This window comes from Frankia sp. CgKIO3 (assembly GCF_977946435.1).
On record NZ_CDWTMO010000140.1, the window covers coordinates 1 to 11267 of the forward strand.

An 11267-nucleotide genomic window follows, 5' to 3' on the forward strand; every position below is an offset into this window, starting at 1 on the left:
TGCGGAAAACAAGCCTAGGTCCCGGCCGACCACCGGCAGCGGGCCGGCGGCCGGCCCACCGGGGAGCCGACCGGCGTCGGCGGGCCTGGATCAGGCGGACAGGCCCAGCGACGCCATCCGCCGGCCATGCGCCGCCATGATGCGGTTGAAGATCGCCGCCAGCGCCTCCAGGTCGCCGACCCCGACCAACAGCCCGGTGAGCGCGTCGCGATCGACTCCGACCCGCTGGGCCTGCGTGAGCGCCTCACCGACGAGCCGACGAGCCCACAGCGCCAGCCGCCCGGCCACCGTCGGGTTGGCGCTGATCGCCGCGCGCACCCGCTCGACCGCGAAGGCTGCGTGCCCGGTGTCGTCGAGCACCTTCAGAACCAGTTCGCGCGACGGTGACGGAAGCCGCGCCGCGATCTCGCGATAGAAGTCCGCCGCGATGTTGTCCCCCACGTAGGCCTTCACGAGGCTCTCCAGCCAGTCGGCCGGAGCGGTCGAGTTGTGGAAGGCGGTCAGTGGCGCGATGAACGGGGCCATCGCGAGCTCCCGGTCGACGCCGAGCCGGTCCAGCTCGTCGCTGATGGCCTGGAAATGGGCGAACTCGGCGGCGGCCATCTTCGCCAGGGCGATCTTGTCGGCAACAGTCGGTGACATCCGCGCGTCGGTGGCCATGCGCTCGAAGGCGGTCAGCTCGCCGTAGGCGAGCAGGCCCAGTAGATCCACGGTCGCCTGATCCACGGTCGGCGCGGGTCCGGCATCCGGGGACGGGGGCACCCGATTGTCAAAGTCACCTACCTGACCGGGGGTGGTGATGGCGATGGGTGTCGCCGGGCCGGTCGGAGTCCGTGTCGTCTGTGCCACAGGCGCGATTCTGACACCCGCCGCAGTCGCTGTCGGCAAACACTCCTGCTAAGGAGCCCCCACCCGGGGTTACACCGGCTATACTGGGGAGTAGCCAAGGGTCGTTATGTCACCTCGGCCGCCGTGTAGCAGGCGTCGCCTCGTCACCTGTGCACCCAGAGTTGCCATCGAGGGCACCGGGGCACATGATTTTTGGGTCGCGGGCGCCGCGCGGCTCACCGCGAGCGGGTTCAGCGTAGACACCGCTCAGAGAAGACCAGGAGCGTCCCGCTGTCCGTCACAGCTGAAGTACCCACGGATGATCTAACTCCCTACGAGCCACAAACCGCCCCCTCCACCCCCGGTTCCCCGGCGGCGCCGACCTTCGCGGAGCTCGGCGTGCGCGCCGAGACCGTCTCGGCGCTGACCGAAGCGGGCATCGTGCACGCTTTCCCCGTCCAGGAGCTGACGCTCCCACTCGCCCTGGCCCGCAACGACATCATCGGGCAGGCCCGCACCGGCACCGGCAAGACCCTCGCGTTCGGCATCCCGGTGGTACAGACGGTGCTGGCGGCCGAGGAGGGTGCCGACGGCCGTCCACAGGCCCTCGTCGTGGTGCCCACCCGTGAGCTGTGCGTCCAGGTGACCGCGGACGTCACCCGCGCCAGCGCCCGCCGTGGCCTGCGGGTGCTGTCCGTCTACGGCGGGCGTGCCTACGAGCCGCAGTTGTCCGCGCTGCGCGCCGGCGTCGACATCGTCGTCGGCACGCCCGGCCGCCTGCTGGACCTCGCCCGCCAGCACGTGCTCGACCTAGCCGGCGTCGGCACGCTGGTGCTCGACGAGGCCGACGAGATGCTCGACCTCGGCTTCCTGCCGGACGTCGAGCGCATCATGTCGCAGCTGCCGACCGAGCGGCAGACAATGCTGTTCTCCGCGACCATGCCCGGCCCGGTCATCTCCCTGGCCCGGCGGTTCATGAAGCGGCCCGTGCACGTCCGCGCGGAACAGCCGGACGAGGGGCGCACGGTCCCGACCACCCGTCAGCACGTCTTCCGCGCCCACGCGCTGGACAAGATGGAGGTGCTGGCCCGGGTCCTGCAGGCCGGCGGCCGGGGGCTCGCCATGGTGTTCGTGCGGACCCGGCGCACCGCGGACAAGGTCGCCGAGGACCTCGCCAAGCGCGGCTTCGCGGCCGCGGCAGTGCACGGCGACCTGGGCCAAGGCCAGCGCGAGCAGGCGCTGCGCGCCTTCCGCTCCGGCAAGATCGACGTCCTGGTCGCCACCGACGTGGCCGCCCGGGGCATCGACATCAACGGTGTCACCCACGTGGTCAACTACCAGTGCCCCGAAGACGAGAACGTCTACCTGCACCGCATCGGCCGCACCGGTCGGGCGGGCGAGAGCGGGGTGGCCATCACCTTCGTCGACTGGGACGACCTGCCGCGGTGGACGCTCGTCAACAAGGCACTCGCCCTGCCGTTCGACGGTCCGGTGGAGACCTATTCCACCTCTCCCCACCTGTACGAGGCGCTCGGCATCCCGGCGGGCGCGAAGGGCACCCTGCCGCACGCGGCGCGGACCCGTGCCGGGCTCGCGGCCGAGGACATCGAGGATCTCGGGGAGTCCGGCCGCGGCGGGCGCCGCGGCTCGCGGACCGGACGTGACCAGGACCGTTCCGAGCCGGCGGCGGTGCCGACCCGGACTCGCGCCCGTCGGCGCACCCGCGGCGGTGGTGCGGCGGCCGCGGCCTCGGGGCTGGCCATCGCCGCGGACCCGGTCGACGAGGACGGCCGGAAGGCCGGCCCACCCGTGGTGGACGGTGCCGGGCAGACCGGGCTGGTCGAGTTCACCGGGACCGCCCCGCCCACCGACACGGACACCGACACCGCCCGCGTCGTCTCCGCCCTGGCCTCGGAGACGGGCGTCGAGGCCGAGGAGTCGCCCCGACGCCGGCACCGGCGTCGCGGCAACCGTGGCCGGGGCACGGGCACAATGCGGGAGGCCGGCGACGGTACCGAGGGCGCGGCCGACGCGCCGCCTCGAGCCGAGTCGGCCTGACACCCCGGCGGCCCCGCGTACCCGCGGGTGTCGCCGGCCCGCGGGTGTCGTCAGCCCGCGGGCCGAAAATGCAGACCCAACCGGACCCAGCTCAACCGCCGGCACGAGGGACAGCGCACCAACGAGGGATGCCGGAGTCGGACCAGCGGTAGATGGACGCTCGGCGTCAGGACGCGCAGCGCGTGCCAGGCGCCGAGGGAGCTGGTCTGCCCGCATCGGGAGCAGCTGACGGTCAGGCTGGTGTTCGGCGGTGTCACGGGGCGAACGCCGCTGTACAACGCACGCTTTCCATGCGCGTCCCGACCCACCGTCGATCTCGCGCGGACCGGAATGATCACGGGAGGTCGGGTGCCACGCGGACGCAGCCGGTCGAACCCGGCCGTCGCCCGGTCCTGCGCCCGGTCCTGCGCCTGTCCCGGCGCCTGCGTCCCGCCCGGCACCCGGCCGGGTGTCCACCCGAGCTCGTTCACCGTCGGCTCACACCCGCACCTCTCCGGCGCAGGCCGGTTCGCCGACCTGCGCCGGTGGGCGGGAATGGTCCCGCATGCCCACGGGCCGGCCGTCCCCCTCCCGAGGGCGTTGCCGCCGACCGGGCGAGGTGGTCCCCGGGCCGTCAACGGTTTCGGCGGCCTGCCCAACCGCGGTCCCGGCAGGGTCAGCGATGCCGGCGGCCGTGCCCACCCCCGCGACCCCGGCGATGGCCCGGGCATGCGACCGGTAGGCCTCGGCCCCCTTGGAGCGCCGTGCGGTCGTCAGGATGGACCGCCCCGTTCCCGGCGCCTCGGCGAAGCGCACCGAGCGGGCTACCGGCGGCGCCAGCACCGCGATGTCGTACCGGGCGGAGACGTCGGCGAGCACCGCCCGGCAGTGCGCCGTGCGACCGTCGAACAGGGTCGGCAGCACGCCGCGGACCCGCAGGCCGGGATTGGTCAGCCGCTGCACGTCGTGCACCGTGTCCAACAGCTGGCCGACGCCGCGGTGGGACAACGTCTCGCACTGCAGCGGCACGATGACCTCGTCCGCCGCCGTCAACCCGTTGATGGTGAGCACGCCCAGGGAGGGCGGGCAGTCGATGAGGATGAAGTCATACTCGTCGACAATCTCGGCGAGGGCGAGCCGCAGCGCGTGCTCCCGCCCGGTGCGTGACAGCAGCACCGCCTCACAACCCGCCAGCTCGATGGTCGCGGGCAGCAGATCGGTGCCGTCCGGTGTCCTGGTGATGATGATGCCGGCGGACAACCGTCCCAGCAGGACGTCGTGCACCGACAGTTCGAGGGCATCCGGATCCAGCCCGAGCGAAAAGGTCAGACATGCCTGTGGGTCGAGATCGACCAGCAGGACCCGACGGTCCAGCTCGCACAGCGCGGCACCGAGACTCGACACGGAGGTCGTCTTGGCAACGCCGCCCTTCTGATTCGCAACAGCGAGTACTCGGGCCACACCGATCAGTGTGGGGGCGTGGCCGATCCGTCACAACACTTGACGGGCGAAAATCTCGACGCGCCCCCGAGGCCACTCCGCAATCACCCTAAGTCGGGCACCGACCAACCATCCGCAACACCGGTAGATCCGGGCGTACCGCTCGTCTCATCCGGTGTGCGCCGCCGGGCGCGGGTCAGCTCGAGGCGGGGGCGGCAGTCTGCACCACCTCGAACGACCACAGCGTGGCCGCGGTGGCCGCGGGGGCACCCTGCCCCCCCGCCGGGGCCCCGTGGCCCGCGGGAGCGCCCTGACCGGCCGCAGCCTGCCGGTGGCCCTCGCCGAACGCCTGCGAGGACTGCCACTTCTGGAAGTCCTCCTCGCTACGCCAACGGGTGTAGACGAGGTGGGTGTCCGTGCCCTCGATCGGGCGCAGCAGCTCGAACCATTCGAACCCGTCGGCCTGCTCCACCATGCCGGCACGGCCGGCGAACCGCTTCTCCAGGGTGTCTCGCAGCTCCGCGGGCACGGTCAATATGTTGATCTTAACAACACTCATGTCTTCAACCGTAGTGCGCGGGATCCATCACCGCGCCGCTAGAGTCCCCCGACGTGCCAGGTCTTCCCCGTGTCGCCGTCCTCGGCCTCAATGCCGCCGGAACCGCCGCGACGATCACACTCGCCGACGGTGGGCTGACCGTCACCGCGTTCTCCGACGGCCCCACGCCGCCGCCGTCCCTCGCCGAACTCGCCACGCACGGTCTGACTGATCGTGTCGTCGCCGTTACTCCTAATACGTTACGCCTGGTCGGAGCCGCCACGCACGGTCCGCCTTTTGAGGTGCACGGCGGTCCCCACCCGGGTAACGAGGCACGCCCGGGTGACGAAGCCCACCCACTCGGCGTTTTCGAGGCCGTGGTGCTCACCGGCCCGGCGGCGCGGCTGGGTCCGGCCGGGACGGGCTCGGCCCGTTTCGGCGAGGTCTTCGATCTCGAGGTTCCCTGGCTGTTCCATGTCGCGGGTCCCGCGCAGCTCGCGGCTGCCCAGGCCCGGTGGATCGGGGAATAGCTGCGCGGGCGGTACACGCCGCCGTCGCCCGATGAGATGGCCGCTCGCCCGCGACTGGCCGGCCGATCGCTGCGCGGCGGGGCACACGGTCAGCTGGCAGCGCTGGACCGGGAGCTGCGCGCGGGGCATGCCCGGGCGGCCGAGGCCGGCTACCCGATGCCCCAGCCGCCGGGGACGACCCTCAACCCGGGGTAGCCGGGGTGAGACGGGCAAGCCGCTCCGCCGCGGACTCCAGGGTCGTGAGCTTCTTGGGGAAGCCGAACCGGATGATGTGGCGGCCGTCCGCCGGGGCCGCGAAGAACGACGAGCCGGGAACGGTGGCGACCCCGATCCCGGTGACCAGCCGGCGGGCGAAGGCCACGTCGTCACCGGCTGGGTCGAGCGCGCGGGTGTCGCACATCACGTAGTACGCCCCGTCCGGTTCCCGGAAGGTGAAGCCGGTCCGGGCGAGGGCCGCGCAGAGCAGGTCCCGCCGTTCCCGGTACTGCCGGGCGAGATCGGCGTAGTACGTCTCCGGCAGGTTCATCGCCGCCACCCCGCCGGCCTGTAACGGTGCCGCCGCCCCGACGGTGAGGAAATCGTGCACCTTGCGGATCGCCGAGGTGTAGGCGGCGGGCGCGATCGTCCAGCCGACTCGCCAGCCGGTCACCGCGTAGGTCTTGGACAGCGCGTTGATGGTGACGGTGCGGTCCTCCAACCCGGGAACGGTGGCCGGCGGGATGTGGCCGCCCGGGCCCAGGTAGTGGATGTGCTCGTAGATCTCGTCGGTGAACACGAGCGCGTCGTGGCGCTGGCAGAACTCGGCGACGAGGTCCAGCTCGGCGCGGCGCAGCACCTTGCCGGTCGGGTTGTGCGGGGTGTTCAGCACGATGGCGCGGGTGCGGTCGGAGAACGCCGCACGCAGCTCCGCCTCGTCGATCGTCCAGTCCGGGGCATGCAGGCGGACGAGCTTCGGCCGGGCGCCGGAGAGGATCGCATCCGGGCCGTAGTTCTCGTAGAACGGCTCGAACATGATCACTTCGTCGCCGGGGTCGACCAGCGCGAGCATCGTCGCGATCATCGCCTCGGTGGAGCCGCAGGTCACGCAGATCTCGGTGCCGGGGTCAACCGACCAGCCCGGGTAGGTTCCGGCCACCTTCGCGGCAACGGCGGCGCGGAACTCCGCGGCTCCCCACGTGATGGCGTACTGGTTCACGTCCGCGTCGATGGCGGCCTTGGCCGCCTCCTTGAGCTGCGGCGGGCAGGCGAAGTCGGGGAAGCCCTGCGCGAGGTTCACGGCGTCGTGCGCGAGAGCGAGCCGGGTCATCTCCCGGATCACCGATTCGGTGAAGGTCGCGGCCTTCGCGGAGACCCGCGGCCGGGCAGGCGCGGCGGTCTGGTCGGGCATCGTTTCATGATGGCCCCTCTCCCGGCCCGGTGTCCGGCGCCCCGGGATACCGGCGCCCCGGTGTCCGGCGGCCCGGTGTCCGGCGGCCCGGTATGCCGGCGCCTCAGCTCTCGTCGTCCTCGTCGCCGAGGGCGTCCCAGGACTGGCGTTCGGGGCCAGCCGCCTGCCCCTCGGGGCAGTGGCTCCGAAAATCGCACCACGAGCACAGGGGGCCGGGGCTCGGCGGGAACGCCCGTTGCGGATCCTCACCCGCCCGCAGGGCCTCCGTCACGCGCACGGCGTCCGCCGCGACCGACTCCGCCCGCCGCACGTGCCGGGCGATGCTCGCCTCGGTGTGCTCGGCGGCCGCGACCCGCCCACTGGGCACGTGGTGCAGCTCGACCCGCCGGCATGGTTGGCGCAGCATCCGCCCGGCGGCCAAGGCGTAGAGCGCGAGCGCCGGGGACGATCGCGCGTCGTCGTCGGTGATCGGCCGGCGTCCGGTCTTGTAGTCGACGACGACCAACTCCCCGTCTCGGTCGTCGAGACGGTCCACCCGCCCGGAGAAGGCCAGTGCCTCGGTACGGGCCGCGACCGAGCGCTCGACCCCGCGCGGCTCGGCCGCCGGATCGAGGTGCGCGACATAGTCATGCGCCATCCGCGCGCCGCGCTCACGCCACCGGTACGACTGCTCACCGTCCCGGAAACCTTCGTCGACCCACAGCAACCGCAACAGCGCCGCGGCCCGCTGCGGGGCCCGTTGCTCGATCGGCTCCTCCCACCAGCGTCGCAGCGCGTTGTGCACGCTGACACCGAAGGAGGTGTGCGCCCAGGGCGGCCCCTTGGGCGGCCGCGGCCGGTCCAGATACGTCATCCGGTACCGGCGGGGGCAGTCCTCGAAGGCGGCCAGCCGCGACGGCGTGCAGGAAAAAAGCCGGCGGGGCATGCCGGTGAGCTCCAGTTGCGCCATTATCCGATGGTCTCACCGGCCTCGCCTCGGTTACCGGACGCCTGATCGGGCGGCGTCGCCGCCCGAGTCAAGGTGAGGGATCAGTCGGGGTGGGGTTACCCAAGAGTCGGGGTGGATGGCTACCCAAGAGATCAGGCGCCTGGACGAATCGGCACGCGGCTGGCATGCTCTTGCCATGCAGTGCAGTCGATTCACGTGCCGCCGACTCACAGGTCACGGCACGTCGCTGCGGCTGTTTTATGGGGACCGGGCACGGTCCCCGCTCCGCCGCTGATCTCACGCGGCACAAGCGCCAGACCCAGGCCCGGTCCGCCTCCGGGTTGTCTCGGCCTGGGGTGCGCCGGGCCTCCGACCGAAAGGCCCACTTGTGGAGAACGTCGTCGATGCCCCCAGCACCGCGCCGGCCATCGCCTCGATCGACGAGGGACGACAGCTCATCGATGACATCGATGCTCAGCTGCGTGATCTCGTCGCAACCCGGCGGGACCTGTCCCAGCAGATCCAGGCGCTGCGCTCGGCCGAGGGCGGGCCTCGCATCCAGCACGCCCGGGAGAACGAGATCATCGCGATCTGGGCGGACGAGCTGGGGCCTCGCGGGGTCGAGATCGCGATGGCGGTGCTGACGCTCTGTCGCGGTACCGTGCGGTAGGCACCCGGGCACCCGCCGGTGCGGCGCGCGGCCGCCGTTCGTACCAGCCCACCGCACCGGCCCGGTCATCGCGGCGAACGTAACGAACGCTCGCTCTCCCGCCGTCGGCGCTCTCGGCGTTCCCGATCGCGTTCCCGCTCCCGGTCCTTCGCCCGGTCACCGTCCGGCCCCTCCAACTCCGCGAGCAACCCCCGCAGTTCCGAACGCAGGAAGTCCCGGGTGGCGAGCTCGCCGATCGTGATGCGCATCGCAGCCAGTTCGCGGGCGAGGTATTCGGTGTCCTCGCGGTTACGGATGGTCTGCTCGCGGTCCTGGGCGAGGTTCGCGCGGTCCCGGTCGTCCTGGCGGTTCTGCGCCAGCAGGATGAGCGGTGCCGCGTACGCGGCCTGCAGCGACAGGACCAACGTCAGAAAGATGAACGGGAAATTGTCAAACCGGGCGGACTGCGGGGCGATGATGTTGTAGGCGACCCACAGCACAATCACGACGCTCTGCGCGACGAGGTACCGGGCCGTGCCGATGAAACGCGCCACCCGCTCCGCGATTCGCCCGAAGGCGTCCGGCTCGTGGGCGGAGCGCAGGGCGGACCGCCGGGACAGCCGCGGCTGATCAAGGCGGGCGCCTCGCGGCCGACGGCGTCCCAGGCGTCCCAGGCGTCTCATGGTGCGGCCGGGGAGCTGCCCACCTCGCCGCGGGAGCCTGGTTCCACGTCGCCCGCGGCGGGCGGGGTCAGTGCCCCGGGGGTCGCCCGCGCATCCACGTCCGCGTCGAGCTGTCGCTCCCGCCAGTTCGCGGGAAGCAGGTGGTCGAGCACGTCGTCGACGGTGACGACGCCGACGAGCCGGCCGGCGCGGTCGAGAACCGGTGCCGCCACCAGGTTGTAGGACGCCAGATGACGGGTGACCTCGGCCAGCGGGGTCTCGGGCCGCAGCGAGGCGATGTCGACGTCGATCACGCCACCGACCAGGGTCGCCGGCGGCTCACGCAGCAGCCGCTGGAAATGGGCGAGACCGAGGTAGCGGCCGGTGGGCGTCTCGTAGGGCGGGCGCACCACGTAGACCTGCGCGGCAAGCGCCGGGGAAAGCTCGGGTTCGCGGATGCGGGCCAGCGCCTCGGCGACCGTCGCGTTCGGGGCGAGCACGACCGGCTCGCTGGTCATCATGCCGCCGGCCGTGTCGTCGGCGTAGAGCAGCAGACGGCGCACGCCGGCGGCCTCGTCGGGCTCCATCAGCCGCAGGAGACGCTCCGCGTCGTCGGCGGGCAGCTCGCCCAGCAGGTCCGCCGCGTCGTCGGGGCCCATCGCCTCCAGCACGTCGGCGGCCCGCTCGTCGGCGAGTCCCCCGAGCAACTCGACCTGCTCGTCCTCCGGCAGCTCCTCGAGGACGTCGGCAAGCCGCTCGTCATCGAGGGCGGCAGCGACCTCCGCGCGCCGTTTCTCGGACAGGTCATGCAGCAGCGACGCGAGGTCGGCGGGCCGCAGCTTCTCGAACGCGGCGAGCAGGTTCGCGGCCCCCTGCCCCTCCTCGGGCAGCGAGAAGCCGGTGACCTCGTCCCAGGCGACCGTCTTCACCTCGCCGCGCCGGCCCCGGCCGACCCGCACCGCCACCTGGTCTAGCACCCAGTCGCCGCCGCGAACCGGTTCGATCGCGGCATCGACGACGGTCACCTCGACGCCGGACGAGATGAGCGTCACCCGCCGGTCAAGCAGCTCGCCGAGCACCCGGGTCTCGTTCGGGCGCTGCTGGAAACGCCGCCAGCTCAGCCGGGCCGAGGACAGCACCACCGCGCCCGGCTCCACCCCGGTGACCCGGCTCATCGGCACGAAGATCGGTCGGCGTTGGACCTCGACGGCCAGGCCCAGGACTCGGGGCGGCTCATGCCCGAGTCGCAGCGTCGCGATCACATCGCGCACCCTGCCGACCTGGTCGCCATTCGGGTCCAGGACAAGCAGGCCCGCCAGCCGGCGGCAGTAGACGCGGGACGGAGCCGGGCGGGAGATCATGCCCATCACCGGACGATGCCTGCGAAGCGCAACATACCGGCCCACGACGGCCCTGCAGACCTGTTCACGGCCGGAGGTTACCCGGCCCGGGACATCCCACAACCCGGAGAGGTCGGCCGGATCAACACCGCCGCGCGGGCCGCCGGCAAACCGCCCGGCGTTCCGGGGCCGGGGATCGGGCTACGGGCACTGCCTACAGGTACTGCCTCGACGGATTGACCATGGCGCGGACGGTCTTGCCGTCGTGGAACTCCCCGATCGCCGTCATCGACCAGGTGGGAGCCCCGCGGTCGCGCTGCACCCGGCACATCACCAGTCCGGTGGACGGCTTGGAGTCGGACAGGTCGAACCGGACGAGCTCCTGCCCGGTGAGATCGTCATACAACCGGCAGTAGGCGTTACGCACCTCGACGAAGGTCTGTCCCTGGAAACTGTTGACCGTGAAGATCAGGGTGACGACGTTCCCCGGCAGGGCGCCGAGATCGACCATGATCGTCTCGTCGTCCCCTTCGCCATGGCCGGTCAGGTTGTCCCCAGAGTGGCGCACGGCTCCCCGGGCGCCCTTCTTGGACATGAACCAGACCTTGTCGACGTCCTTGCCGCGCTCGTCGAACAGGATGCAGGACGCGTCGAGATCGCTCGACTTCCCGTGCTGGGCCGGATCCCACCCAAGGCCCATCCGGACCCGGGTGAGCGGCGGCGCGCCGGTCTTCACCAACGAGACGCTCTGCCCCTTGGTGAGCGATACCCGCCCCTTGTCCAGGTTCACCCGGCCACCCTGCTGACCGGGCGCTCCCGGCGCGGGGGGCGGCGGACCCCATTGCTGACCACCCGGCTGCGGCCCCCACTGCTGCCCGCCGGGTGGCGGGGGCGGCGGGCCCCACTGCTGCCCGGGCGGGGGCTGCGG

Annotated in this window: 13 protein-coding genes; 4 read left to right on the top strand and 9 right to left on the bottom strand. The window is 72.1% G+C overall.

All coding sequences use genetic code 11. The features are described 5' to 3' along the window. Window positions 1-90 precede the first annotated feature (90 nt). The gene (locus AC08OJ_RS15040) at window positions 91-762 is read right to left on the bottom strand and encodes a ferritin-like fold-containing protein (RefSeq protein ID WP_476596039.1); all 672 of its coding nucleotides are present in this window, start codon (window positions 760-762) and stop codon (window positions 91-93) included. 465 nt (window positions 763-1227) lie between these two features. On the opposite strand from AC08OJ_RS15040, the gene AC08OJ_RS15045 reads away from it, so the two are divergent. Next, window positions 1228-2886, top strand: a complete 1659-nt coding sequence (locus AC08OJ_RS15045; RefSeq protein WP_476596034.1) for a DEAD/DEAH box helicase — start codon at window positions 1228-1230, stop codon at window positions 2884-2886. 50 nt (window positions 2887-2936) lie between these two features. Here the strand turns inward: AC08OJ_RS15045 and AC08OJ_RS15050 are convergent, their stop codons facing one another. The 3 genes from AC08OJ_RS15050 to AC08OJ_RS15060 all read right to left on the bottom strand — a co-directional run bounded on the left by AC08OJ_RS15050 (window position 2937) and on the right by AC08OJ_RS15060 (window position 4864). Beyond that, window positions 2937-3356, bottom strand: a complete 420-nt coding sequence (locus tag AC08OJ_RS15050; RefSeq protein WP_476593752.1) for a hypothetical protein — start codon at window positions 3354-3356, stop codon at window positions 2937-2939. A gap of 7 nt (window positions 3357-3363) precedes the next feature. Next, entirely contained in the window at window positions 3364-4326 is a 963-nt protein-coding gene (locus tag AC08OJ_RS15055) for a ParA family protein (protein ID WP_476593751.1), read from the bottom strand. A gap of 175 nt (window positions 4327-4501) precedes the next feature. Further along, complete coding sequence (locus tag AC08OJ_RS15060; protein WP_476596035.1) at window positions 4502-4864, bottom strand: antibiotic biosynthesis monooxygenase family protein; 363 nt, start codon at window positions 4862-4864, stop codon at window positions 4502-4504. A gap of 53 nt (window positions 4865-4917) precedes the next feature. On the opposite strand from AC08OJ_RS15060, the gene AC08OJ_RS15065 reads away from it, so the two are divergent. After that, window positions 4918-5373, top strand: coding sequence for a hypothetical protein (locus tag AC08OJ_RS15065; protein ID WP_476593749.1), 456 nt, complete (start codon window positions 4918-4920; stop codon window positions 5371-5373). Window positions 5374-5409: 36 nt separating this feature from the next. Then, a complete protein-coding gene (locus tag AC08OJ_RS15070) occupies window positions 5410-5568 on the top strand; it encodes a hypothetical protein (RefSeq protein WP_476593748.1) in 159 nt (52 codons plus the stop codon). On the opposite strand, the gene AC08OJ_RS15075 is transcribed toward AC08OJ_RS15070, so the two are convergent. Beyond that, window positions 5555-6760: a pyridoxal phosphate-dependent aminotransferase gene (locus tag AC08OJ_RS15075; protein ID WP_476596036.1), complete on the bottom strand. Its 1206-nt coding sequence runs from the start codon at window positions 6758-6760 to the stop codon at window positions 5555-5557. The genes AC08OJ_RS15070 and AC08OJ_RS15075 overlap by 14 nt on opposite strands. Before the next feature lie 103 nt (window positions 6761-6863). Further along, entirely contained in the window at window positions 6864-7709 is an 846-nt protein-coding gene (locus tag AC08OJ_RS15080; protein WP_476593746.1) for a RecB family exonuclease, read from the bottom strand. A 367-nt stretch (window positions 7710-8076) separates the two neighbouring features. Between AC08OJ_RS15080 and AC08OJ_RS15085 the strand changes: the two genes are divergently transcribed. Further along, window positions 8077-8358 carry a chorismate mutase gene (locus AC08OJ_RS15085; RefSeq protein WP_476593745.1) on the top strand — a complete coding sequence of 94 codons (282 nt, stop codon included), beginning with the start codon at window positions 8077-8079 and terminating at the stop codon, window positions 8356-8358. A gap of 65 nt (window positions 8359-8423) precedes the next feature. Here AC08OJ_RS15085 and AC08OJ_RS15090 read toward each other — a convergent pair whose 3' ends face one another. From AC08OJ_RS15090 to AC08OJ_RS15100, 3 genes are all read right to left on the bottom strand, one after another. Further along, window positions 8424-9020 (bottom strand): DUF1003 domain-containing protein, encoded by a 597-nt coding sequence (locus AC08OJ_RS15090; RefSeq protein ID WP_476596037.1) that lies wholly within the window; start codon window positions 9018-9020, stop codon window positions 8424-8426. Then, window positions 9017-10360, bottom strand: coding sequence for a magnesium transporter MgtE N-terminal domain-containing protein (locus tag AC08OJ_RS15095; protein WP_476593743.1), 1344 nt, complete (start codon window positions 10358-10360; stop codon window positions 9017-9019). The genes AC08OJ_RS15090 and AC08OJ_RS15095 overlap by 4 nt, the downstream gene beginning before the upstream one ends. 193 nt (window positions 10361-10553) lie before the next feature. After that, window positions 10554-11267 (bottom strand): TerD family protein (locus AC08OJ_RS15100; protein ID WP_476596038.1); only part of this gene is annotated, 714 nt, incomplete at its 5' end.

Coding starts and splice junctions, on each gene's coding strand:
- AC08OJ_RS15095 (WP_476593743.1), bottom strand. CDS start 10,360: ATGATCTCCCGCCCGGCTCCGTCCCGCGTCTACTGCCGCCGGCTGGCG.
- AC08OJ_RS15070 (WP_476593748.1), top strand. CDS start 5,410: ATGGCCGCTCGCCCGCGACTGGCCGGCCGATCGCTGCGCGGCGGGGCA.
- AC08OJ_RS15080 (WP_476593746.1), bottom strand. CDS start 7,709: ATGGCGCAACTGGAGCTCACCGGCATGCCCCGCCGGCTTTTTTCCTGC.
- AC08OJ_RS15090 (WP_476596037.1), bottom strand. CDS start 9,020: ATGAGACGCCTGGGACGCCTGGGACGCCGTCGGCCGCGAGGCGCCCGC.
- AC08OJ_RS15075 (WP_476596036.1), bottom strand. CDS start 6,760: ATGCCCGACCAGACCGCCGCGCCTGCCCGGCCGCGGGTCTCCGCGAAG.
- AC08OJ_RS15060 (WP_476596035.1), bottom strand. CDS start 4,864: ATGAGTGTTGTTAAGATCAACATATTGACCGTGCCCGCGGAGCTGCGA.